We start from the raw sequence: 24,776 nt of genomic DNA on the forward strand, positions 1-24,776 counted from the left end.
TCATAATCACGTCAGGCGGGCAACCCCTTCCCGCCTGACGTCATATATTTAGCCCGTGTTATCCATGAGACCGCCGCTCCGAGGTTTTGTGGGCTGGGTTCGTTGTTGGCCGATAATACCAAGACTCTCTGATCAGACCCTGTGCGCCCATTGGCGAAGTCCGATTGTCATGATACGCCAGAGCTCGCATTGCCTCGCCTGAATTGCTCCCGAGTGTTGTCCAGTTGCCTCATCTAAAATGCTGCCGACGGTGGCAGGGAGTAAATGATGAGGAAGGTGAGCATGGCGACGCGGAGAGAATTGGTTGAAGCGGTTGGCGAGCGGTATCGCGCGGCTGATCGAATATGCTGCCTCCCATATTCAGCACATGCCGAAGGCGCTGATGGAAATGAATGTGCAACGTCTCTGCCTGGTATGGCCATGTGAACGGCAAGACGCTCGAGATCACATCCGACATCGCCTTATGGTACAGGCCGGGCACCCCGGTCTTGCCGGTCCGCTGGGTCTTGGTTCGCGACCCCGACGGAAAGCGCGAGCCGCAAGCCTTCTTCAGTACCGACATCACCCTCGAGCCCGCCGACATCATCGCCCTCTACGTCCGGCGGTGGCAGATCGAGGTCACATTTGCCGAAACCCGCGCTCACCTGGGTGTCGAGACACAGCGCCAGTGGACCGACAAAGCCATAGCGCGAACCACTCCGGCGCTGTTGGGTCTCTACTCTCTTATATCGCATCGCCTGTCCTGAGCGCCTGCCGCAGGCGGGCAGTCGAAGGGGGCCGGCGATCTGCTAACCAATAAAAGCAACCCTTATTCCGCCGCCTGGTATCGAAAAACCAGCCTGACCTTCAGTGACGCCATCGGCGCCGTCCGCCTCCAGCTCTGGGTCGGCGACATTAATCAACAATCCCCGCCGCCCCGAGAACCGCACTATATTCCGACAACCCGCCTCGTACGTATGGCTCAAGCACTATGCTTCGCTACCTAATCGTACAAAGTCGAGCTCAGAGGCTGACTCATAAAGAAGCGGTTTGATTACAGTCTCGTGCGATTCTGCGGGTGATTTGGTTGACGGATGCGATGAAAAGCCAGGTGGTGGCGCTTTCGATGGTTCGCTCGAAGTCCTTGGCGAGGCGGCGGTTGCGGTTCAGCCATGCGATTGTCCGCTCGACTACCCAGCGGCGTGGCAGAAGCTTGAAGCCCTTGGCGGCGTCGGAGCGCTTAATTATGTCCAAGGTCCATGTGCCGATTTTGGTGAGCGCGGTGCGCAGTTTGTCCCCGGCATATCCCCCATCGGCGAAGACGTGACGCAACCACGGGAAGGTTTGGCGGATGCTGGCAAGGACGTCAGGCGCACCGTCGCGATCCTGGATATCGGCGGTGTGAACGATGGCACCGACCAGCAGGCCCTGCGTGTCTGTGACGATGTGCCGTTTGCGACCCTTGATCTTCTTGCCCGCGTCAAAGCCCCGTGGGCCGCCACTTTCTGTCGTTTTCACACTTTGGCTATCGATGACACCCGCGCTGGGAGAAGCTTCCCGACCCATCGCTTCACGTGCCATTAGCAGCAGGGCGTGGTTGATCGATTTCCACACACCCATTGCGCTCCATCGGTAGAAATAATGCTGTACAGTGGTCATGGGCGGAAATAGCCCTGGCGGCAGCATCCGCCACGGCAGGCCGCCCCGAAGCAGATAAAGGATCGCCTCGACAATCTGCCGGTAATCCCAAACTGGCGGACGACCGAGCTTCGAACGCGGTGGGAGCAGCGGTTCCAAAATCGCCCATTCCGCGTCAGTCAGATCACTTGGCAAAAGCAGTTCGGCTCTGGCATACTGCCGCCGGGTGGTGTCGGTCCACATGTGTCACTCCGTCGTCGTTTCGCAACTCCGACTGAATCACATCTCGCTGATATCACCCAACTTCTTTTTCGGTCAGCCTCTTAGCAACGCGCAATGCCGAGGCCACGATTCCCCAATGGAATGCCCTTTAGAAAAGGAAATCGCTTGTTGTAAACTGACCGACGGTCATGTTGGCAACGAGGATGGTCCCGGTGCCGCCAGCCTCGCCGATGAGCACATTGGAACCTGACTGCAGGAAGCTGAGGTCAGCAAAGCTGATACCACTGCCGCGGAAGTCGATAAGATCGACATTGTCTTCAAAGTCCTGGATGACATCGTTGCCCAGATTGTGCTGGGCGTAGATGAACCAGTCACGACCGCCGGCGCCGCCATTCAGCGTGTCGTTGCCAAGCCCGCCTTCGAGCTTGTCGTTGCCCCCCTGCCCCGTCAGGAAGTCGTTTCCAGCACCGCCTATGAGCGTATCGCTGTCGCCCAGACCATTGAGGCTGTCATCGCCGTCGCCGCCACTAAGAACGTTCGAGGAATGATTGCCGCTGAGACTGTCGTTGAAGGCCGATCCGGTGATGTTCTCGATCGAGTTATAGGAGTCTCCGGCCGCATCTCCGCTATTCTTGTTGGGATAGAGAAAGTCTGCGCGCAGGCCCGAAAGCGCCGTTTCATAGGATGCGGTATCGGTGCCTGCGCCACCGCGCAGCGTATCGCCACCTATGCCGCCAATCAGAACGTCGTTGCCCGCACCGCCATCGAGAATGTCATTGCCCTCAAAGCCATAAAGCTCGTCATTGCCGCCAAGACCGAACAATGTCTCGGACGCAGACGTACCCCGAATGGCGGTCGCGCCCTGATCGTCACCTTCTGTAGGACCCGACGCGATCGACTCGTTGCCGTCGGTGATGGTGAGCGCAAAGTTCTGATAGACGTCGCCAGACCCGCTTATGCTGGCATCGCGCGCGCCGACAGCAACGGCGTATAGCGCCTTGGTTTCAAAATCTGGCGAAGCGCCGGCGTAGAAGAGCGACGTCGTGCCGCCTGCGGTGCGTAGTTCAAAGGTCGCAGCGTCCGATCCGGTGAGGAAGTAAGCGTTCGATCCCAGGGCATCGTCGACGATCGCGACATCGGCGACCTTGATCCCGCCCCCGACGGCACTGTTTTCTGCAAGCGTAGAGACGACATTTCTGAGCGTCACAGCGGTCGGCGCTTCATTCACATCAACCAGATTGAGCGAAAACACTGTCTGGATATCTGGCTCACCCGCCTTGGTACCAAGGATCGTGAAGGCGCGAACAGAACCCTGCTCATAATCGAGCGCAGTAGTCGTCGCGACCACCTGATTGCCAACCAGCGCGAAAAGGCCGTTGTCGTTGTTGACAAGGCTGAAGCTGTACCCGGCAGCGGCCGCCAGGCTGCCGATCACCGTTCCCTGTGCGATATTCTCGGCTACAGACGTGGTGGAAAAGGACATTGTCAGCGGTGCTTCGGCAACATCGGTCACAGCAACTGCGAGCGGCCGGGTGACCACCACATTGCTGGCCGGGGTTGCGGTGATCACTAGACTGACTGTCGGGCTCGTCTCGAAATCGAGCGAGGCACCTGCCTTGAGATACAAGGCCCCATTCTCGATCACAAAGCGCGGGTCGTTTACAGAAAGCGTGTTGCCAAGAAATGCCGGATCGGTGTCCGCGTCGCTGACTGTCACATTTGCGACGAAGGTCAGCGCCGAAGTGTTTTCCGGGACTGCATGTAGATTGGAAACGACAATGTCGGTTGGCGCATCGTCACCATCGACCACGGCCATAGAGACATTTTGCAGAACCTGTGTTGTGCCGCCAACCAGAACCCCAATTGCGAGGTCGATCACTGGTTCCGCTTCAAAATCGAGCGAAACGCCTGCCTTGAGGTACAGCGCTCCATTCTCGACAACGAATCGGGCATCGTCAACGACCAATATATTATCGCGAAACGCCGGACTGCTGTCCGGATCGATTACGGAGAGATTTGCGACGAATGTCTGGCTTGTGCTGTTTTCATCCAGCGCGCGCAGATCGGCAACCATGACGCTTGTAGGCGCATCATCAGCATCTGCTACTGCCACATTTACCGTTTGAGAAACAATCGAACCTGCCTGTGTCGTGACACCAAGGTTCAGACTGACATGAGGCTCGGCTTCGAAATCGAATTGCACGCCATCCTTGAGATAGAGGCCGCCATCTATGATTTGGAAACGATCGTCATCGACTGTAAAGTCATGCGCGCCAGATGCAGGCTGCCCATTTTGTTCCACGACCGCAATGTTAGCAACGAACGTCGGTCCACTTATGTTTTCGATGACCGCGCGAAGATCGGACACCGTGATTGTCGGCGGTACCGGCTCGGAATTCGTAACATCGATCGCAATCGTCTGAGCCAATACGGCGCCCGTGCCCGAAGTCACTGTGACGGTCAAATTGATGACGGGTTCACTCTCGAAGCTGAGCGATGCATCAGATTTAAGATAGATATCGCGATTCTGGATCATGAAACGCGTGTCGCTCAGCGTAACGACATTATCGCGAAACGCCTGATCGAGGTCGGGATCGACAACGACGAAGTTCCCCACCAGAATCGCGCTGTCTGGATTTTCCGGCACAGAGACAACATTATAGATGTTGAGAGACGTCGGAGCCTCGTTCACATCGGTGAGCGTGAGCGTAAAAGTCTGTTCGATGATGCCGCCACCAGCCTCAACAGCCCGAATCGTCACGTCCCTGACGATATTCTGCTCAAAGTTCAGCGGGGTCGTTCCTGCGGTCAGCACATTGCCCGTAATGGAAAAGAAGCCATTGGAGTCGTTGACTACACTGTAAACATAGGTGCCTTGGCCAGTGGTGCTAAGCACGGCAAGCGTTTCGCCATTGCCAAGGGCTTCAAGGACATTGAGCGTCGAAAGGCTGACGACAGGAAGCGGCGAGCTCAAGAGCTGCTGCAGTGAAAAGGTACCGTCTGTAAATTTGAAGAATTCGACGGCCGAAACAAGGTCGCTCCCGTCTGAGCCAACCGTCCGGTTATCCTTGATGGAAACGCTGGTCGATGACAGTTGCCTTACGGTATAGAGCGATCGCGAACCGAAATACTGGACGGTGTCACTACCTGCGCCGCCTTCCAGTCCATCGTCGCCGGCCCCGCCAATCAGCAGATCGTTGCCGGCCGCGCCGACAAGGCGATCGTCACCGCCCCCGCCGCGCAACGTATCATTCCCGTCGCCGCCTACCAACGTGTCAGCGAACAACCCTCCGGTCGCTATGTCATCGCCGCTGCCACCGTGGAAGAACAAGCGCTCGGCGCCAACCATGTGGGTGCCATCGGCCAGTGTCTGATCCTGGACATTGAGATTCACCGAAAGCGCCTGCGAGATCGAACGACGGTCGAGTACATAGGCTTCAGGGCTGATGTCGAATGTCAACACGCGATTCATCACAGGGTCGCCCCGATGAAAATAAGCATCGTTGGCAACGAACATGGTCTGGCCGTCGATAAAGATGCCTTCGATCGCATCGGCTTCAGGCAAGGTGTAGGTGCCCACGACCGCGCCCGTTGCGACATCGATCTTGGCCACATAGCCAATCCGACCTGCGCCTGCATCACCATAGCTGTAGTAAAGCGATCCTTCCGGTCCTGAGTTGGGATCGAAGAACAGTTGGTCCGGCTCAAAGGCTACGTTGATCGATTTGATAAATGCGCCCGTGGTGGCAGAGTGCCACTCAATCGTCCGCACGAGCGCATTGCCATTTTCATGGCCGATGATGATGGCATCGAGCGTGGGATCGTAGGCAAGGCCGTTAACAGACGTTCCTTCCCGCGGCGCGATCGCGCGCAGATAGGTTCCATCTTCGCTGTAGACCCGGATCAGGCGCTCACTCAGAGACGCTGCAAACACTTCGCCGGTCGACGCCTTGTACGCTAGCCCCTGCAGCGCACGAATGGGGGCTTTGAGGACAACTTCGTTGATCAAGGTCGAAAAATCAGCAGTGAGATGCATCAGCGACGGCGTGTAAGAGGAGTCTCCTGGTTCTCCCTGGCCTTCGTTCGCTGCCCACCATGTTCCATCGGCAGCACGGGTCAAACCAGTGATTGTAAACCCGGTCCCGGGAGTCGCTCCAACGCCATCAGGCAAATTCGCGGCGTTCAAAAGATTGGCACTGCCGTCAGCGCTGCCCCAGTAAGAGGCGGCCGATGTATAGCCTACCATCGGAACGTCGCCATCGGAAAAGCGCAGATTTTCAATGCTGCTCAGCACATCGGTGCCTTCAGCCGCGCTAACGATCCTGTAGGTGCCGTTTGCCTGCAACGTGATGCTGTAGCTGCTTGCTGCCCCGGCAAACACGGCCGTGTCATAGCCATTACCACCATTGAGAGTGTCGCTGCCGCCCGCGCCCATCAACACGTCGTCGCCATCATATCCGCTCAAGGTATCAGCCTGCCCGGCGCCCGTGAACCGGTCCGCTGCGGTGCCGCCGGTGACCGATAACGCTTCCACGTTCACGATCGTGCTGCCGTCTCCGACATACTGCATCACGGTGGGATCGGTTATATCAATCGTAAGCGACACGGCCGCCTTGGCGAAATCGGAATTAACCCGGTCGATGCCGGCGCCGCCGTCGAAATAGTCCGGGCCTGTGCCGCGCTTGCTGATCAGCGTGTCGTTGCCGTCTTCACCATAAAGATAATCCGTGCCGGGGCCGCTGGTTATCGTGTCGTTGCCCGCGCCGCCATACAGCTTGTCGCTACCGCCAAGGCCATCGATCTTGTCACTGCCATCTGTCCCGATGAGCGTGTCGTTGCCTGAGGTACCGGTTATATCCATATTCGTGCAGCTCCAACTTGCGCACCGCAGCTACGGGCGATTGGGCAGTTTAGATGCTGCCGGCCATCATTAACCAAAACTGGGTTCAGCGCCTGCACGCTTCAATCAGTCAGAACACGGGCTAAGGCGGGCCGCTTTGAACGTATCTCCACCTGATCCTGCATAAGGCGACCCGTATCTGATAAGAGGCGCATGCAGGAACCCTCTCCTTGGAAACAGTCTTACTGTAGAATCCCAGTTGAATAAAGCATTAATGATTTCCTTTAAGGACGTTTTTGCAATTTTTCGCTTGCAGCGGGATAGCTTAGCCCAAAGGCTATACAAATGGACGCGTCGATGTCTCAAAAGGAAACAGTCATTTGCCTAGCCCGTCTTATTCACCGGTCTTAGTTAGAAGGGTTGGCGGGAGTGGCCTAAGAGGCTGACCGAAAAAAAAGTTGGGTGATATCAGCGAGATGTGATTCAGTCGGAGTTGCGAAACGACGACGGAGTGACACATGTGGACCGACACCACCCGGCGGCAGTATGCCAGAGCCGAACTGCTTTTGCCAAGTGATCTGACTGACGCGGAATGGGCGATTTTGGAACCGCTGCTCCCACCGCGTTCGAAGCTCGGTCGTCCGCCAGTTTGGGATTACCGGCAGATTGTCGAGGCGATCCTTTATCTGCTTCGGGGCGGCCTGCCGTGGCGGATGCTGCCGCCAGGGCTATTTCCGCCCATGACCACTGTACAGCATTATTTCTACCGATGGAGCGCAATGGGTGTGTGGAAATCGATCAACCACGCCCTGCTGCTAATGGCACGTGAAGCGATGGGTCGGGAAGCTTCTCCCAGCGCGGGTGTCATCGATAGCCAAAGTGTGAAAACGACAGAAAGTGGCGGCCCACGGGGCTTTGACGCGGGCAAGAAGATCAAGGGTCGCAAACGGCACATCGTCACAGACACGCAGGGCCTGCTGGTCGGTGCCATCGTTCACACCGCCGATATCCAGGATCGCGACGGTGCGCCTGACGTCCTTGCCAGCATCCGCCAAACCTTCCCGTGGTTGCGTCACGTCTTCGCCGATGGGGGATATGCCGGGGACAAACTGCGCACCGCGCTCACCAAAATCGGCACATGGACCTTGGACATAATTAAGCGCTCCGACGCCGCCAAGGGCTTCAAGCTTCTGCCACGCCGCTGGGTAGTCGAGCGGACAATCGCATGGCTGAACCGCAACCGCCGCCTCGCCAAGGACTTTGAGCGAACCATCGAAAGCGCCACCACCTGGCTTTTCATCGCATCCGTCAACCAAATCACCCGCAGAATCGCACGCGACTGTAATCAAAACGCTTCTTTATGAGTCAGCCTCTGATCCGAAATTAAGGTGATTGGTATCAGCAGGTTAGCTTGACGGCTATTCCTGTCATTGATTCAGGAGTTTTGCGAAACTAACCAAGGATCAACGATGTGGACCGATACCACTCGCGAGCTTCATGCGCGACGCGGGCTGATTTTGCCAAGCAATTTGACGGATGCCGAGTGGTCGGTGCTCGCACCGCTGTTGCCACCTGCATCGCATGTGGGACGCCCCCCCGCAAGTGGCCGATGCGGCGAATTGTCGAAGCGATGTTATACCTGCTGCGCGGCGGCCTGCCATGGCGGATGTTGCCCCCATGCTTTCCGCCGGTCTCGACGGTGCGGCGCTGGTTTTACCTCTGGCGCGACACCGGCCTGTGGCTGACGATGAACCATGTTTTGCTTATGGCATGCCGCGAGATGACGGGCCGGGAAGCATCGCCATCGACGGGTGTGATCGACAGCCAGAGCGTCAAAACCACGGAAAGCGGCGGTCCTTGTGGCTATGACGCTGGCAAGAAGGTCAAGGGCCGTAAACGCCATATCTTGACCGACACCGAGACGTTGGCGCGCGTCGCGCGGCGCTACGATGTGTCGCGAAGCCAGATCTATCAATGGCGCCATTTGTTCAGCAAGCGAGGGTTGCTGCCTGCGGCGGACGGACCGACCTTTTTGCCGGTTGATATCGTGGCGTCCATGCTGAGCGCGGAACCCGTGCTCGATGACCGGGTGGTGGTCTCGCCCTTGATCGTCGAGCTGTGTCTGGCGCAAGGACGGCGGCTTCGCTTCGATGCCGGCATCGAGGCTACTGTCTTGACCCGGCTTATCCGGTCGGTGGAAGCTGCATGATCGGACCGGGCACCGGCGTAAGGGTCTATCTCGCCTGCGGCGTCACTGACATGCGCAAAGGGATTTCGGGTCTTGCGATGCTGGCCCAGACCGTGCTGCGACAGAAGCCGGCCAGCGGTGCCGTATTCGCCTTTCGGGGACGGCGCGGCGACAGGCTGAAGCTGCTTTACTGGGATGGTCGCCCATCTCCATGTCGGCGCACAACGCCCTGTCCAGCATCCACTCTGCGACCTGGATGATCTCACCCGGCCTGATCTCTACCCGGATGATCGCGCCATTGGTAAGCGCCGACGGAAGGCGTCGTTGACACGGGCTGTCAGGCTTTTCGGCGTGTCCGTGGCGCCCATTTTTTCGCGAGCGCTTCCAGCCTTGCCTCTATCAGGGGGATATCGGGCTTGGCGTTAGGATCATGGTCTTCACCGAGGGTCTCGAGCGCCTCTTCGTGATATTCATGTTGGGGGTCGGCGAGCGCTTCGAGCTTTTCGGCGTAACCCCATGGGCCGCCACAGTCCTCTGGCGGCCGCATGCCTACTGCATCGAGGATGAGCGGATATGTCAGGTGCGGGCTGGCCGTGCTGATGCGCTCGATCTTGACGCTATGCTCCCAGGCATCGCCAAAGTCATAGAGATATCGGAAGGTCTTGCGCCTCGTATCCGCCAGGACCTGGGCGAGAGTGGCCTTACGGGCGTCGAGCGGCCCGTCGAAGCCATATTCAGGATCAGGGATGCCAAAGCCGGTCTGCCCGAAGCTCATTTCCCACAGGTGAGAGTCCGTCCAGGAGAAGGCGGTCTGGATGACGGTGTGCAGACGGTCGAGCCGGATATTGAGCGGCACCTCCAGCGTTCGGCTGACGGCCGGCGTGACATCGTCCAGCGTAATCTTCATCCGCACGACAGTGCCGTTGCTCACGCAGCCTTCTCCAGATCGTTGGTCAGCCTTGATGCCTGCCATTTCCACGGCAAAAAGTCATCGATCCGATTGATCGGGTGATCACCGATGCGCTCAATGACGTCAGTGAACCAAGCCTCGGGCTCGACGCCGTTGAGCCGGCATGTACCAGCCAGGGCGTAGAAGAGCGCGGCGGCCTCTCCCCCCTTCATGGAACCGACGAACATCCAGTTTCGGCGCCCGAGCGCGACACCGCGCAGGGCGTTTTCCACCAGATTGTTGCTGATCTCGAGCCGACCATCATCACAGTAGCGGACCATGGCCTGCCAGCGATTGAGCGGATAGCGACACGCACGCGCCAGATTGCTGTCAGAAGACAGGCCACGGTTCTGAGTTTCAAGCCAGACGCGCAAGGCTTCCAGCTTAGGCACGGCCTTGACCTGGCGGATGCGTCGTCGCTCATCGGGTGGCGCACCCTTGATATCTCGCTCGATGGCGAAGAGCTCGTCGATCCGCACAACCGCCTCCGCCGCGATCGGTGACGGGCTCTTGTCCAAGATGTCGGTAAATTTCCGGCGCGCGTGGCTCCAGCATCCCACTTCGACGATATCCTTGAGCGCTTTGGTCTTGGGGTCACGGTAAAGTGCGTTGTACCCGGCAAAGCCGTCTGCCTGTAGATACCCCCGATAGTCGGCGAGATGTTCTGCCGGATGCGCTCCGCCACGATCTGCGCTGAAGCGGAAGGCCACGGCAGGCGGGCTCATGTCGCCGCTGGAGCGGTCATCACGCAGATATACCCAGAAGTGCCCGGTCCGGCTGCCATCGCCATTGCCCAGCAGCGTGACCGGCGTGTCGTCACCGTGGATCTTGGCGGCTTCCCGGATATAGGCGAACAGCCGCTCACCCAGCGGCGCCAGCAGCCATGCCAGTTTTCGGGCCCAGCGGCTCATCACGTCCCGATCGATGTGGAGTCCCACGCGGCGGAAGATCACCGACTGCCGATGCCAGGGCTGATGATCGACAAAGCGATTGACGACGAGATGGGCCAGCAAGGTGCTGCTCGCCATCACCTTGGGCAGCGGCAGATCGACAGCGGGCACCTGGCGGATCTGTTCGCAGGACCGGCACACCAGTCTTGGTCGCACGTGGCGAATGACCCGGAAGCGCGCCGGGACATAGTCGAGGATCTCAGTGACAGCCTCGTCGATCTGTACTGACGGCCCGTTACAACCGGCACTGCACGGGCTGGGCTGATGATCGACTGTATGACGCGGGAAGTGCGAAGGAAGCGGAACACGGCCGCCGGATTTGCGGGCCGATTTCGCCACAGGCGGTGCCGCCACCTCATCGTTGGCGGGTTCCGGTGCCTCGACCTCCTCGAACATCAGCCGCAGCTGGGCGATATCCATTTTCTCTGAGCTACGACCGAACTGGACGCGCAGCAGCCGCGCGACGCGATGCTCGAGCTTTTCGATCCGCAAGGTCTGGGCTTTGACCGTGGCTTGCGCCGCCGTCAGTTCGGCCCGTTCCTGCGCCATGACATCGGCCATCTCCAGCAGCATTTTCTGCAGGAGGACCGGGTCAGTGGGAAGGCGATCAAGGGCGAACCGCATGCCGCCGATAATAACGGAAGCCGACGGCAAAGCCTACATAAAATGGCGGTTTTCCTGTTCTTTTTCACTATGCGAGGCTCGGCGTGATGACCTCGTCGTGGACGATCGCCTGCTTCCAGTTCAGGCCTTCGAGCAACATCGCAAGCTGGGCTGCCGACAGCCGCAGCGCACCCTCATGGGCACGTGGCCAAACAAACTTTCCGCGCTCAAGACGCTTCGCATACAGACATAGCCCTGAGCCGTCCCAGACCAAGGCCTTCAGCCTGTCGCCCCTCTTCCCGCGGAACAGGAACACCGCCCCCGAGAAGGGATCGAGCTGAAGAATATTGCGCACCTGCGCTGACAGCCCGTCAAACCCCTTGCGCATGTCGCACGGTGGCAGGGACAGGTAGATCTTCGTCGAAGGCGGGAGCGCCAGGCTCAATGATCCAGCTCCCGCAAGACATCGAGCACCTGTTTCAGAGCAGCCCGATCAACCTCGCCATCAACCGACACCGTCAAGCCACACTGCCCTCGAACCTCGATCCGCCCAGCTTCTCGGGCTTTGGCCGACGGCGATGATGCTGCCAGTTCGACAGGTACGAAGCCTGCCATCGCTCCCCGGAGCAGTTGCTTGCGCCAGGTGTAGAGCTGACCCGTGCCTATCCCATGCCGCCGCGCTACGGCCGATATGACAACGCCCGGCACCGTCGTTTCCTTCAGGATCGCCAGCTTCTCCTCGTCGCTCCAGTTCCGACGCCGCTCCACCTGTACAAGCGCTCCGCCATCCCCGCGACCGCTCATACGCGGCTCGTTTGACTGCTCACTGTCCATGCTCCCGCCTCCTTAAAGGCTGCGAGCTTTCCTATTTCGGTGATGCCGACAAGGCCACGTTCCGTCGGCGCTTACCGCCATTGGCCCGGTCCTCGCGGCCTTCATGCCGAAAACGACCGCCGTAATATGGATGCCAGCGATAATGAAACTCTACCATCTGCCCGACATGGGCAGAATGACCCTGCGATGGCCCGGGGAAGAAAAGCCTGGTTGTTTGTGGGCTCAGACCGCGGCGGCCAGCGCGCCGCCTTCATGCTGAGCCTCATTGGCACGGCGAAGCTCAACGATATAGATCCCCAGGCTTGGCTAGCCGATGTTCTCACGCAGATCGCAGGCATCCCACAGAACCGTCTCCACGAACTGCTGCCCTGGAACTGGCGCGCAAAAGACGATCAACGCAAAGCCGCCTGATCCGCGGTTCTCACCGGATGCTTACGACTATGTCGCCACAATACTCGACGAGAACGTGGAGTTGCTGGAAGCCATCGTTTCAAACGACGACAACCTCACCTACGGTGCCATCGTCAGCGTCCAGACCGGTCCGGACGAGGCCATCACCGCGCTGACTGATCACGGCGTGGAAAAACTGACGGACATGCTCAGCGAGGCGCGTCTCACGACCAAGGCCTGGCACCAATTCCTCGATGACTTTATCGACGATCCCGAACTCGCCGCGCGCTTCAAGGCCCATAAGCCGCGGTAATAATCGGACGGTTACGGTGCATCCATAGCTGCCGTCGGGTCACAGCATATTCGAGTCACCTCGCCGCATGGCAACAGTCCTGAGAGCTGGAAGACACTTGAGCGATCCGCCTGAAGCCTTGGATCGGCACGCGTTCCAGCCGGCGCGCTTCTCATAAGGTCATGAAAATAAGCGATAAAACACCACTCTTACGGCACTCGCCTGGTCCCCGATTACCGAACCGAGGACCGGTAGATCTTCTCGATGCGTTCAGCATGCTTCGCCGCGGTCAGCTCGGCAGTGACAGCCTGACCTGTCGCCACGAACCTGTCCGCCAATGCCGGCGCACTCAGTAATCGGCGGACCCGATCGACCCATAGGTCGGTGTCATGCGGGTCGAGCAGGAAACCATTCTGGCCGTCCTCGACGATTTCCTTCAAACCCCCATCATCCGAAACGATTACGGGAACGCCAACGGCCATGGCTTCAAGAACGTTTCGGGCTAGCGGCTCTCGTTCAGCAGGCGCCAGGATGATGTCGCAGGCAGCCATCCACTCATCGACCGGACGGACAAAGCCAGGCGCTGCCAACCGCTCGGTCAGCCCGAAAGCCGCACGCTTGGCTTCGAACTGTTCGTCGCGCGGCTCGACAATGCCGCCGCACGCGACGCCGCGAACGGGACGTCCGTCAATATCCTCGCCCAGCCGCTGCATTATGTCGGCTAGCGCATAGGCGCGCTTTCTTTTGGTCAGGTTGCCAAAAACCCCTATTAAAATGGCATTGTCCGGGAAGCCTAGACGTGCGCGCACAACGGAACGGGCCTGCTTGCGCTGTGCTTCGTCATAGAAGGTTTCCATCGCGTTGAACTCGACAGTCGTTTTCTTTTGTGCCCACGCTGGCAAGATAGCCTTGGAATATCCAGAGACGGAAATAACCGCTTTTGCACAGGCAAGGGCGGCGGATACCGAGACGCTTGCGCGCGATGACGTGCGCCAGTGCGCAATAAGAGCCGTCCTTGACATCATGCTTGGCAGGGCCCAGGTGCGCAGCATTGTGAGATCGTTCGTATGAACGATGTCGAGCCCGTGTCGGCGCGCAAACGCCGCGCAGGAGGGTGCTGCAAGAAGATGCTCGGCACGGACCCTGTCCGGGCGCGAGTAGCCCGGCGCTGACGACAGCGCTGGCAATGCGATCACATTTAGTCCCCGGGCCTTGGCTTCGTCATAGGCTCGTCCTGGACCATGGGTCATGACGATCACTTCATGTCCGCGATCCTGCAGGCCGCCAGCCATGACCATGGAGGACATGTTGCTGCCGCCGAACCGATCGCCCACATAGGGAAAGCCAATCTTGAATGTCGTCATGGTGCTGGACATTCCAGTTTCCTCTTGTGATTGCACGGACTTCCTTTCCCGACCATGGCCTTGCGCCTGCCGACATTCCAAAATTTCAACATCTTGCCGATCGTTCCGTGGCCGCTGGCCAAGGGTTAGACGCTGGCTCAGTGCCAATACGACACCTAGATCGCCAAAAGCTCCAGATATCGTCTGGCGGCATTCTTCACGCTAAATATCTTTGCCCGCTCTGCAGCGATGGCCCCTGCTTGGGGGTTGTCGAGGGCCTCGCCCATCGCTTGACTTAGAGCCGCAGTATCTCCGACCGGGACGAGCGGCCCATAGCGTCCGCCGTCGAGAATCTCCTTCGGGCCGCTGGGGCAGTCGGTTGCGACGACCGGAGCCCCACAGCTCATGCCTTCAACAAGAACATTGGGGAAACCCTCCCAGCGCGAGCTTAGGACCTGAAGATCCGCACGCCCCATCGCCGCGAACGGATTCTTACAAAAACCGGGCAGCGACACATCGGCGCCAAAGGCACTGGCAGAGATCAGCGCTTCGAGCGCGCCACGTTCAGAGCCTTCGCCAAATATGATCAATCGCGCAGGTCGCGCGGCACGCAGGAGAAAAAATGCCTGAATGAGACTCGCAAAGTCCTTCTGGTGATGCAGGCGACCTACGGCAATGATCGCTGGCCGGTCGCGATCGGGAGACTCAAGCCAAGGATGCGGGGCCGCTTCTTGTGCGCGCGCGAGAATTTTTTCGTCATACACGGGGTTGTGAACATAATGCACTTTGGTGGGGTCAAGATGCGCAAAGCCGATCAGATCCTGCGCCACCCCGTTGGACACCGCAATGATGCCGTTGCAGCGGCGGTAGGCCGCCGGCGTGAGCCTGTAGGTTATCTTTTCCCGCAGCGATCGTGCCGCTCCCGCCTTTTGCGATATCTGATTGCGTTCTGACACAAAGATCGCCCCCCGGAAACGGGCGAGCCTGGCCGCGGCGATCACCGCAATGTTGACGTGCGTGAGCGCGGACAGAATGCGGTAGGGTTTGTGGACCCTGATCCAATTGGCCAGTGCTGGAATGGCGCCAAATACGGAGGTTTGGTTCAAGTTCACAAGGGGCAGATCCTCAGGGACGTCCTGAAGATATTCGCCTACTGCCTGGACGAGCACGAGGACGACGCTACGCCCCTCATCCTTCATACCGATTGCAAGCCGCAACATTGCACGCTCCGCTCCGCCGCCGCGCAAATCGTGGAGGAAGACTGCAATTTGAGGCTGGGAGGAAATGGACACAGCCCTTTGCTGTATCGGCGTCATGCGCGCCCCGCTATCAGTCGTCATCAGGCGTCGCGCGACCGCTCGGAATATTTGTGCATGAGATAAGCGGCGTGAACATTCGTGGTGAGATAGCGCCAGAACAGGCGACGCGGCTCGAGGGCCACCCGCCAGGCCCATTCAAAGCCGATATTCTGTATGAACTTCGGCGCCCGGCTGTGAACGCCGGCCAGATGATCGAACAGCCCGCCGCAAGTACGCACCCAAGTCACATTATTAAGCAATGCGCGCAGCTTGTGCGCCACGATCAGCTGCCGGGGATTGCCGATGCCAAGCCATAGCACGTCTGCGCCTGCAGCATCGACGTCCTGCGCAATCTGGGCGATGTCATCATCGCTGAAATAACCGTCGCGATGACCCACGATCCGCAGCGTGGGATAAAGGCGGCGGACCTCGGCGATGGCGCGGTCGTTGACGTCCTTGGTCGCGCCGACGATATAAAACCGCATGCCCACGGCCGCGGCCGCACGCGCTGCATCGTGGTACCAGTCGGTTGTCGCGACACGTTCCACAAGCGGATAGCGGGCATAGCGCTTCGACGCCTTCACCACCGACATGCCGTCGGCCGCTATATCGTCCGCCTGCTCGAGGGCGGCCTTGAACTCCATATCGCTACCGGAAAGCGAAAGCACCTGACCGTTGATTGTCGTGACCACCTTGGCTTTGTCACCGGGCTTTCTGCTCTTCCAGTCATCGAGGAGCAATGCACACCACTGCGCAGACGAAAGATTATTGACAGCGATCCCGCCAATAACGACCCGTTCGCCGCGCCCGGGCGTTGAAACGGCCCGGGTACGACGGGTACGCGAGACACGTCCATGTGTAGCCATCGCTTTGGCCATTATTTGCATTCCTCCAGTAGAATATTTTCAAAGCCGTCGATCATCGCTTTCAGGCCGAAGCGCGCTTCGACATATGCCTTGGCGTCCCTCCCCAAAGACTGACGCTCCTCCGGCGAGGAAATCAGCTGCTGTATCGCGCTGTTCCAGCCTGTCGGATCGTCAAGCGAGACAAGCTTTGCAACGCATTCGCCGTCCACCGGGCAAAGCGTCTCCCGTTGCATGCTTATATCGCTGGTAATGATGGGCAGTCCGGCATGCATGGCTTCCAGTGTCGCATTGCTTTGTCCTTCATACCGGCTCGTCTGTATAAATACGTCGGCCGCCGCATAAAGATGCACGACATCGGCGTGGCTGACCCCTCCAAGAAGATGGACGCGGGGCGCCAGGCCGTGGCTTTCTATGAACGCTTCTAGTGCAGGTCGATCGTCACCGTCACCGGCAATGACCAGATGCATGTCGGGCACATCACGCAGCCGTTCCAGAAGGAACGCGTAATATTTTTGGTAGGACATGCGACCGGCCGCAAAAAACAGCAATGTCTCTGCGGGAAGATTAAACCGCGCACGCGCCTGCGCCTTGCTCAACGGGGAGGGTTTCCAGTCAATACCATTGTGGATGACGCACATTTTCTTGCGATAGGCGTGAGCATAGGAGTCAAACGAGTCCGAAACCGCTTGCGAAACACAGGTTATGCGGGTGTAGAGCGACGTGCTGCCCCAAATGCGATCCAGTATGCGCATCGCTGTACCAAAGGTCGGTCCAGGCGCGCGCTGTGACGCAATTCGTACCGGAATCCCTGCGAGAGCGGCGGCAAAACAGCCCATCACAGTCCCAAGCGGCATGAAGCATAGAACCGCGTCTGGTCGCTCCTTGCGCAGCTGCGCAAGAAGGCCCAGAAAAGCGAGCAGATAGCCAAGAGCGCTCAGATCACGAGTTTGACGTATGACCTGTACCTTCGGATCGTCGACAAAAGCAGGCTTGTCTCTGTAAATAAAACGCACAGGTGCGTCATGGCCACGCGCGCGCAATTGCTTCGACACGCGCACCAGAGCTTCCTGCGCGCCCGCTGTGTTCATGAACGAAGCGATGCAGAAGATCTTCAGCCGAGCGGGATCAGTGCGCATTCAATATCTTTCCATTCGACGCATCAAATCCATCCCGCCTTCTTGATGATATCGATCGGACGCAAATCCGATGACCCAAATTTATCAAGCCCCAATATCGATGCCGCTTCATGCTGGGTCGCTAGCGCTCCGGGCAATTTGTGAAGAGCATATTGTTCATCGAGGCTGGTACTGAAGAATAGATCGATATCGTCAATAAAGCGTTTAGCACGGTCCAGAATTTGGGGATCTGTCAAGCGATCGGGTGCGCTGGTTCGCAGGATCTGCACGATATCGAAATCGAGACAATAGGGTGTCTTTTCGAGGAAGGGCGCCTTCCAGTAAAGCTTGCGCGCGCGATCAAACAGCGGCGGCGCCGCCTTGAACGGTGTGCGGCCCGTAGCGTAGTTGACCCAGTGAAGATGGACAATGCCCCCGACTTCGCCGGCTTCTGGATCATGCCGAATTCGGTAAAGCGCCTTGAAAACCCTTTGCGCAAACTCGCTGGAATAGCACTTCAAAAGGCCGTTGCGCGGGTTCACCAATCTGTCGGCTGCGGTCAGGACGTCGGCAGGTGCCGGCACATTTTGACGCGCAGCCTCTTTGGGTGCCAGCCGCCACAGATTGTACACGATAGAGGCGGCGCCGCCTACCCAGTGGCTCACACGCCAGCTGTGGTGGCTGAACTTTCTGGGCCAGCGCGGCACATTGTCGCTGTCAATAATGTCAACCATAGCCCAACCCGTCTTTGCGAATAATGGCTCCGCACACGGCATGCCACTATCGCGCAGAAGGGCTAGCGCGCCGAGAACATAGGCCGTCAGATGCACATTGGCTTGAGGGGCACCGGGCGCGGGCGCAGTAATGCCGCCCGCCAGGGACCAACTGGACGCATATTGCCAGAATGCCCGCGCGCCATCGGGCGTCAAGCGATGCGCCTGGCCGGTCAGACAAAGTGTGTATATCATGTCGCAAGCCCGCTCGACCGAAAGCGACGGCGCAGGAACACCGCGCGTCACAAGTAAAAGTGCATCGTTATGATGCGCCTCGAGATAGCTGTTGATGAGATGAACTGATTCCACCGTCACGTAATATCCTTACTCAATAGGTCTAACCGGTGGCCCCGGGCGCATGCACCCTGGCTATGGGCTGCAGCCCTCCGGCCTGCGCCAGTGATGCCCCCCTCCGGCAATCACCCTCAGCACTGCACTGTCTGCCCGCAAAAGGGCGACTCGTACGATCGGCATCAAACAAGCAAACAGACGCTCAAGGTCGTTACGCAAGCGCTCCCTATATTGTGCACCTTCGGTTTGACAGCGCATTTACCACTCAAGCTCATCGGTTCTAACATCTTTCCGCGTGACCATCCTCCATGCACAAGCTGGACGCGGCAAGCGGGAGAGCTTCCGCTGTACGCATTAAATCGGGTTCGATCCGTCACTCCGCTAATTTGACAAACCTTATCCCGACCCGACCTGCATCGTTATACGCACAAACGGTTACATTATTGCATTGCAATATTTTCGGTTCGTCTTATTCCTGCCTGTATTTGACGATGTGCCGGTTTGCACCGCAGCATAACGCTGCAGCCTGGCGCCCGGTGCGCAACCGCGACCTCCCTGAAAGGCACTACTTCCCGTTGCCATTAATATCCCTTGAATAATAAGTAACAATTTTGCGTTAGCTGCGTTAGAGGCAGCTGCCCTTGGGAGATATTACTTGCGCCTTGCACAACTTGATGCGGTCCGTGCCGCTGCGATCGGCCTTGTGATCGTCGAACATTATGGGGGAGAGGGCATCAATGCACATCTTCCTCTGGGCATGGGTTCCCTTGGGGTGGGACTGTTCTTTTGCCTGAGCGGCTATCTGATAACGTCGATCCTGCTCAAGGAATTTCGTGCAAACGCGACCGAACGTGGCAAGGTCTGGCGCGATTTTTACATGCGTCGATTTTTGCGTCTGGTACCTGCCTATTTCGCCTGGATCGCCATCCTCGTCGCATTCCGGATTGAGCCGGTAGCTTCGTCCTGGCCCTGGCATGTCTCTTATCTTAGCAATATCTGGATTGCTATGGGAAATCCCATACTCGATTTCTGGAGCCTGGCCGTCGAGGAGCAGTTCTACCTGATCTGGCCCTTTGTCATCGCCTTTACTCCTCGTCGTCACCTTGTACCGGTCATCCTCCTGTCCACGCTGTTTCTCTCTCTTGCCTTCAAGGCCTGGATGAGTGCAATAGGCGTCTCTGCCGATGTCATTCAGACCTTGCTTCCGAGCAACCTGTCCGAACTGGGTGCAGGATCGCTTCTGGCAGCCCTTTCCTTCCGTCGCGGCAAGCCGTTCGATCTAAGCTGGTATACGCCAGCGGTGGCCAGATATTTCGGGAGTTTATGCCTTGTCGCGCTAAGCGTTGCGGTCGCATCCTGGTACGGGTCTGGTACCAAAGGGCCGTTTCGCTATTATCTCAACGATCTGTTCTGTGCTTTGCCCATGGCCTGGGTTGTCATTCACGCGACGCTGGGTTTCAAGGGTCTTGCAGGAAAGATATTCGATAACCCCGTGCTTCAGTATATCGGTCGGATATCCTATGGCATTTATCTGACCCACAATTTCATACCCAGGATCCTGGAATCGCAGTTTGGAACGATGCCGCGCGTTGTTCTGGGCGTCGCGTCCATTAGCCTTACCCTGGCTGTCGCTGCAGCGTCCTGGCACTTTTTCGAAAAACCGATCCTCAAATATAAGCGCTTCTTTAAGCCAAAGGAAAGCCCAGAGGCTCCAGCAACCGTGCCGAGCGCCTTCGGACCCGATGCACCTACAAACGCTGCGACGTCGCGCCCCCCCGGCGCCTGATACGCCTGTGCTAAGCGTAAGGGTGAACGGATCCCGCTTACATTCTCGATGGACATGCAATGGCAATATGGGGGCAAATATTTGTCCGCTTACGCCATCCCTTGCCAATTTTCTCGATTGGATCGAAAAGTCTGCCTCCCCCTTGAGCAGACACTGGAGTACGGCGCCACATACTGTAGAAGGCGCCCGCATATTGCTGTAGATTGCCGCGCTGGAAACCGATCAGGACAAAGTTTTTTGGGTAGGCCGATACAACAAGGGCAAGCGCGCATGAAGGGGGTCGAATAAAGAATGTTCTTTGCGCGTTTTGCAAAGCAGCGAGAAAAGCAGACGTCCGTCCATCATGTTCCTGATGGCATGCGGCTTTACGCGATCGGCGACCTCCACGGTCAACGCGATTTGCTCACCCGCCTCATGGCCGTGATCGAAGCGGACAACGCAGCGCGCAGTTCGGCCAGTGTGCAGATGATATTCCTGGGTGATTTCATCGACCGGGGTGCCCATTCAGCGGATCTTGTCAAGATTTTTTCCAAGGCCGCCCCTCTCGATAATCTCGTGTTTCTGCGCGGCAACCACGAACAGATTTTAATCGATGTTCTCGAGGGCGATATCGATGCCGCCATGCTGTGGCCCAAGATCGGCGGCATTGCTACGCTTGAAAGCTTTGGGGTCGATGTAAACGCCCAGGACCTTACAGATCCGCACGAGATGATCGCATGCGCACGCAGCGCCATACCGGAACGGGTCCAGACATGGCTCAAGGAGCTGCCATTCTCTCATGCGGTCGGCAATTATTATTTCGTTCATGCCGGAATTCGGCCCGGTAAGAAGCTGAGCTCCCAAGACCCTTATGATCAGCTCTGGATTCGGAAAGAGTTTACCCAAAGCAAGCGGCGTCATGGGGCTATTGTGGTCCATGGACATACGGTGAATGCACAAGGGGCCATCGTCTCCCCCAATCGCGTTGCGATAGATACCGGTGCCTACAAGACCGGGCGCCTGTCAGCTGTCATGCTTGAAGGGAACGCGCAGGTCATTTTGGAAGTTCATGCCCCTGAGTTGATCTCCCGAAGGGCGCAAGAGGGTGTCGCGAACAAGACATCGGCTTCGACAGGATCGGCATCGAACCCAGACGGTCCAGTATCGGACAGTAAAACGGTGAGCCCACCTGACCCTTCCTTGCCCACCAAAACCGATAAGACAGACGCCACGGCCGCCGTAAAATCCCGGCTCGCTGGCGCATCGATCTGGTCGATCATTTCTGCGGCCGCGACGCAACTGTCGACTTTCGCGATTTTCGTCATCCTTGCCCGTTTGCTTCAGCCGTCGGATTTCGGGATGGTCGCCTTTGCTGCGATTTTCATCGACCTGAGCCGAAGCGTGGTCCTGGGGGGCATCCCCGAAGCATTGATTCAGCGCACACGGTGGGAGGACGATGTGGCGCTTACTGCCTTTTGGATCAATGTATTTTCCGCCCTTGGCTTCGTCGTCCTGATCTCTGGGATGTGCCTGGCCGCCTTGGCTTGGGGACTGGGGCAATTGACCGCTCTTGTGGTCATTGCGCTTTCAGGATCTTTGGTCGTCGACGCCCTTCGTGCGGTCCAGGAAGCACGATTGCGAAGGGATTTTGCCTATCGCGCTCTTGCAGCAAGAACGGTTGGTGCAACTGTTCTAGGTGGTGCCATCGGTGTCGCGTGCGCACTTGCTGGACTGGGCGTCTGGGCGCTCGTCATCAATCGCCTGGCTGTATCGGTGTTCCAGACCGCCATTATCTGGAATGCCGTACCCTTTGTTCCCCGGCTCAGGATGGTGCGCGCCGAGGTGCGCCCTTTGATGGCTTATGGTACGCATGTCCTGACCAGCCGACTGGTAGGACAGATGAACGGCCGCCTCCCTGAATTCATAATCGGTTTAACCGCCGGAGCGGCAGCGCTCGGCATGTATCGCGTCGGCTCGCGAAGCCTCAATTTCCTCGTGCAAACGCTTATCAACCCGATACAGAGTACCGCTTTGTCCGCCTTTTCCCGCCTGGAGAGCAAAGACGCGGCCGGACGCGCTTATTCCCGGTTCACGCAGCTTTGCGGCGCATTCACCTTCCCGGCCTTTTTGGGTGCGGCGGTGATATCGGAAGACTTCATTGACGTTTTTTTCGGCGAGAAGTGGCACGCAAGCGCTCTCATCATGACTATACTGGCTTTTGCCGTCGTCTCGTCTACGCTGTTGCAGTTTTTTCAGCCGGCCATGCAAGGCATTGGCCGACCAAAGGCGGGGATTTCTACCGAGCTCGTGAAATTAGCCAGCGGCGCTGTCATCGTAGGCGGCCTTTCGTTTTTCGGTGCCGCCGCTGCAGCCGCAGGAGATACCATACGCCGCTATGTGACACTCCCGGAATCGTTTCGCATGTTGAAACGCGAGCTTGGGCTGACATCCGACCGGCTTATAAAAGGCATCTCGCCGCCCTTGCTATGCGCGATAGCGATGGCGGGGGTTCTGCTTATCGGCAAGCTGACGGTCCTGGCAGATTTTTCGCCCCCGCTGCGCCTCGCAGTACTGCTCGCAACAGGCGCCATTTTGTATCCCGTTACTATGCTTGTGTTTGCCCGTGGCTTTTTACGCGACATATTGCAGAGCGTTGAAAGCGCATTTCCACCCTTTCTCACTAAGCGCATTCGCTGGCTGGTAGGCCCCGGAAAAACGCGCTAAGCACATATGGGAATACAGTAGCAGCGGTCGGGCGCTGCGCCTGGCACGCGCCACTTTTGGGGTTTTACATATGCGATTGACGAGGAGCGGCGTCCTGGGCGCTGCAGAATATATATTCTTCATCGTCGCCATGTTGCTCATTTCCGATGCGTTGACGCCTCTTTTGTATCCGCCCAGCGGGGAAGAACTTGGCCTTGGCGACAGCAACACCAATCGCCTCTTTCTAGCGATCGTCATTTATCTTCTGGCAACGGTTCTGCTTTTCCCCCGCATCAGGGCGGCGCTCACTCTACTAACCCGGCGACCCGAAGTGCTGCTTCTGGTGCTGCTTCCCCTTTGCTCCGTCCTGTGGAGCGCCGATCCCGGTCCGGTAATGCGCAGGGCTACCGCGCATATGCTTACAGTCGTGTTCTGCCTGTATATTGTGACCCGCTACACCCCCGAAGAGTTTTTCGAACGCCTGTTGATATCTTTCTGGATCGGCATGGTTGCCAGCATCCTGGTAGGCCTTTTTCTTCCCCAGATCGGCGTCACGCAAGGTTCGGTAAACAGCGGCGCCTGGATGGGAGTCTATGGCCACAAGGCCATCGCCGGGCGCATGTGCGCTGTCTCGCTGTTCGTCGCGCTACTCTATAGCCCGCACGCAAAGTGGCTGCATGTGGTCAGGATCAGCACCATCCTGTGTACGCTTGCGCTCTGCGCGTTGACCCAATCGCGCGCGAGCTGGTTGCTGGTCCTATTGGGCGGCGGCGGCGCTCTTCTGGTTCAGTTCCTGCGCATCGAGCGCTTATCGACAGGCATGCGCATTGCCATAACAACTGCAATTCTGGTGGCAATGGCGGTCATCGGAACGGCGACCTTCGATGATCTGCTACTGTCAATGGGTCGCGATGCGACGATGTCGGGGCGGACCAAATTGTGGGAATCCGCGATTTTGGTAGCGTCCGACAGCCATCCCTGGTTTGGCGCGGGGTATCGCGATTTCTGGCTTGGCCCAGCTGTTCAGGATGTCGCACGGTATCTTTCGAGTTGGGCGCGGATGCCGGCACATGGTCACAATGGCTATCTGGATACCTGGCTCGAGCTGGGCTGGTTTGGCCTTGCCATACTGGCGTTCTTTCTGGTGCGTACCATATTGGCGGTCTTATCCGCGTCGATACAGCAACCAAAATCGAATATATGGCCGGTTTTTGCTGTCTGCTGTTTTATCTTCATTGTGAACAATGTCTCGGCGACGGTAGCGCTTCGGCATACCGATGCGGCCTGGGTTCTTATCCTTCTGGCATCCTTCTATACAGCACGCACGCGTCTGGAACTGGACCATGATCGGTCGGACGCGACAAGGCAGGCAAGCCTTGCGCAGACGAAGAAGACCTCTCCTCCTCCTCCTCCTCCGACGCCGCTCAGACCGGCGCGACCGGAGCACGCGCTTGGCGGAGCGCCAGCCAGCGCGTGAGGCGCCTTGGGCAGCGCCTTACAGGACATTTTCGCTGGCGTCCGCAAATCGCTGTTCAAGATCGGGTCGTGCTGTACGAATGGTAACCGTCCGATTGTTCTTGCTCTTACCCACAACCGCCTCGTTGCCGACACCCTTGAGCGAGAATGGAATGATAAGCTGGGCACCTCCATCAACCCGATAATCTGAGCGCGCTTATGCGTGCGGCGTCGAATTTGGCGTGATTACGAGCCGCGCAGGGATCCATTCCGCCAGTTTTC

19 protein-coding genes and 2 pseudogenes are annotated in these 24,776 nt (G+C 58.1%); 10 read left to right on the forward strand and 11 right to left on the reverse strand.

Annotated elements, in window-relative coordinates; translation table 11 throughout:
• The first annotated feature begins 392 nt into the window (after positions 1 to 392).
• Positions 393 to 746 (forward strand): hypothetical protein, encoded by a 354-nt coding sequence (locus SPBM01_RS21785; RefSeq protein WP_223177716.1) that lies wholly within the window; start codon positions 393 to 395, stop codon positions 744 to 746.
• 268 nt (positions 747 to 1,014) lie between these two features.
• Here the strand turns inward: SPBM01_RS21785 and SPBM01_RS16615 are convergent, their stop codons facing one another.
• Both SPBM01_RS16615 and SPBM01_RS22120 read right to left on the reverse strand, forming a co-directional pair.
• Positions 1,015 to 1,860 (reverse strand): IS5 family transposase, encoded by an 846-nt coding sequence (locus SPBM01_RS16615; protein ID WP_188062694.1) that lies wholly within the window; start codon positions 1,858 to 1,860, stop codon positions 1,015 to 1,017.
• A gap of 127 nt (positions 1,861 to 1,987) precedes the next feature.
• The gene (locus SPBM01_RS22120) at positions 1,988 to 6,700 is read right to left on the reverse strand and encodes a hypothetical protein (protein ID WP_188062695.1); all 4,713 of its coding nucleotides are present in this window, start codon (positions 6,698 to 6,700) and stop codon (positions 1,988 to 1,990) included.
• Positions 6,701 to 7,197: 497 nt separating this feature from the next.
• Here SPBM01_RS22120 and SPBM01_RS16625 point away from each other — a divergent pair, with 497 nt between their 5' ends.
• The 4 genes and pseudogenes from SPBM01_RS16625 (at position 7,198) to tnpB (SPBM01_RS16635) (ending at position 9,127) form a co-directional block, all read left to right on the forward strand.
• A complete protein-coding gene (locus SPBM01_RS16625; RefSeq protein ID WP_188062258.1) occupies positions 7,198 to 8,043 on the forward strand; it encodes an IS5 family transposase in 846 nt (281 codons plus the stop codon).
• 105 nt (positions 8,044 to 8,148) lie between these two features.
• A pseudogene (locus SPBM01_RS16630) lies at positions 8,149 to 8,600 on the forward strand (IS5 family transposase); the annotation flags it as partial.
• Between the two features lie 30 nt (positions 8,601 to 8,630).
• Positions 8,631 to 8,888 (forward strand): hypothetical protein, encoded by a 258-nt coding sequence (locus SPBM01_RS22230; protein WP_410483062.1) that lies wholly within the window; start codon positions 8,631 to 8,633, stop codon positions 8,886 to 8,888.
• A gap of 77 nt (positions 8,889 to 8,965) precedes the next feature.
• Positions 8,966 to 9,127, forward strand: a complete 162-nt coding sequence (gene tnpB / locus SPBM01_RS16635; RefSeq protein WP_262504453.1) for an IS66 family insertion sequence element accessory protein TnpB — start codon at positions 8,966 to 8,968, stop codon at positions 9,125 to 9,127.
• Positions 9,128 to 9,204: 77 nt separating this feature from the next.
• On the opposite strand, the gene SPBM01_RS16640 is transcribed toward tnpB (SPBM01_RS16635), so the two are convergent.
• From SPBM01_RS16640 to tnpA, 4 genes are all read right to left on the reverse strand, one after another.
• The gene (locus SPBM01_RS16640) at positions 9,205 to 9,798 is read right to left on the reverse strand and encodes a plasmid pRiA4b ORF-3 family protein (protein WP_262504233.1); all 594 of its coding nucleotides are present in this window, start codon (positions 9,796 to 9,798) and stop codon (positions 9,205 to 9,207) included.
• Positions 9,795 to 11,390, reverse strand: a complete 1,596-nt coding sequence (gene tnpC / locus SPBM01_RS16645; RefSeq protein ID WP_188062697.1) for an IS66 family transposase — start codon at positions 11,388 to 11,390, stop codon at positions 9,795 to 9,797. Before tnpC ends, SPBM01_RS16640 begins: the two co-directional genes overlap by 4 nt.
• A gap of 67 nt (positions 11,391 to 11,457) precedes the next feature.
• Positions 11,458 to 11,814 carry an IS66 family insertion sequence element accessory protein TnpB gene (gene tnpB / locus SPBM01_RS16650; RefSeq protein ID WP_006949016.1) on the reverse strand — a complete coding sequence of 119 codons (357 nt, stop codon included), beginning with the start codon at positions 11,812 to 11,814 and terminating at the stop codon, positions 11,458 to 11,460.
• Positions 11,811 to 12,203 (reverse strand): IS66-like element accessory protein TnpA, encoded by a 393-nt coding sequence (gene tnpA / locus SPBM01_RS16655; protein WP_188062698.1) that lies wholly within the window; start codon positions 12,201 to 12,203, stop codon positions 11,811 to 11,813. The genes tnpB (SPBM01_RS16650) and tnpA overlap by 4 nt, the downstream gene beginning before the upstream one ends.
• 186 nt (positions 12,204 to 12,389) lie before the next feature.
• On the opposite strand from tnpA, the pseudogene SPBM01_RS16660 reads away from it, so the two are divergent.
• Positions 12,390 to 12,614 (forward strand): annotated as a pseudogene (locus tag SPBM01_RS16660) (transposase domain-containing protein); the annotation flags it as partial.
• Positions 12,615 to 12,669: 55 nt separating this feature from the next.
• The gene (locus SPBM01_RS16665) at positions 12,670 to 12,906 is read left to right on the forward strand and encodes a hypothetical protein (RefSeq protein ID WP_262504234.1); all 237 of its coding nucleotides are present in this window, start codon (positions 12,670 to 12,672) and stop codon (positions 12,904 to 12,906) included.
• Positions 12,907 to 13,118: 212 nt separating this feature from the next.
• On the opposite strand, the gene SPBM01_RS16670 is transcribed toward SPBM01_RS16665, so the two are convergent.
• From SPBM01_RS16670 to SPBM01_RS16690, 5 genes are all read right to left on the reverse strand, one after another.
• Positions 13,119 to 14,261 (reverse strand): glycosyltransferase family 4 protein, encoded by a 1,143-nt coding sequence (locus SPBM01_RS16670; protein ID WP_188062699.1) that lies wholly within the window; start codon positions 14,259 to 14,261, stop codon positions 13,119 to 13,121.
• A gap of 143 nt (positions 14,262 to 14,404) precedes the next feature.
• A complete protein-coding gene (locus SPBM01_RS16675; protein ID WP_188062700.1) occupies positions 14,405 to 15,544 on the reverse strand; it encodes a glycosyltransferase in 1,140 nt (379 codons plus the stop codon).
• A gap of 23 nt (positions 15,545 to 15,567) precedes the next feature.
• Positions 15,568 to 16,404, reverse strand: coding sequence for a WecB/TagA/CpsF family glycosyltransferase (locus tag SPBM01_RS16680; RefSeq protein WP_188062701.1), 837 nt, complete (start codon positions 16,402 to 16,404; stop codon positions 15,568 to 15,570).
• On the reverse strand, positions 16,404 to 17,528 hold the full coding sequence (locus SPBM01_RS16685) for a glycosyltransferase family 4 protein (RefSeq protein WP_188062702.1): 1,125 nt from the start codon (positions 17,526 to 17,528) through the stop codon (positions 16,404 to 16,406). The genes SPBM01_RS16680 and SPBM01_RS16685 overlap by 1 nt, the downstream gene beginning before the upstream one ends.
• A gap of 23 nt (positions 17,529 to 17,551) precedes the next feature.
• Positions 17,552 to 18,595: a hypothetical protein gene (locus SPBM01_RS16690; protein WP_188062703.1), complete on the reverse strand. Its 1,044-nt coding sequence runs from the start codon at positions 18,593 to 18,595 to the stop codon at positions 17,552 to 17,554.
• Positions 18,596 to 19,226: 631 nt separating this feature from the next.
• On the opposite strand from SPBM01_RS16690, the gene SPBM01_RS16695 reads away from it, so the two are divergent.
• From SPBM01_RS16695 to SPBM01_RS16705, 3 genes are all read left to right on the forward strand, one after another.
• Complete coding sequence (locus SPBM01_RS16695) at positions 19,227 to 20,357, forward strand: acyltransferase family protein (RefSeq protein WP_188062704.1); 1,131 nt, start codon at positions 19,227 to 19,229, stop codon at positions 20,355 to 20,357.
• 291 nt (positions 20,358 to 20,648) lie between these two features.
• Positions 20,649 to 23,060 carry an oligosaccharide flippase family protein gene (locus tag SPBM01_RS16700; RefSeq protein ID WP_188062705.1) on the forward strand — a complete coding sequence of 804 codons (2,412 nt, stop codon included), beginning with the start codon at positions 20,649 to 20,651 and terminating at the stop codon, positions 23,058 to 23,060.
• Between the two features lie 70 nt (positions 23,061 to 23,130).
• A complete protein-coding gene (locus tag SPBM01_RS16705; RefSeq protein ID WP_223177717.1) occupies positions 23,131 to 24,516 on the forward strand; it encodes an O-antigen ligase family protein in 1,386 nt (461 codons plus the stop codon).
• Positions 24,517 to 24,776: the final 260 nt, after the last annotated feature.

Source organism: Sphingobium sp. KCTC 72723 (genome assembly GCF_014280435.1).
In the GTDB taxonomy this organism is placed as follows: domain Bacteria; phylum Pseudomonadota; class Alphaproteobacteria; order Sphingomonadales; family Sphingomonadaceae; genus Sphingobium.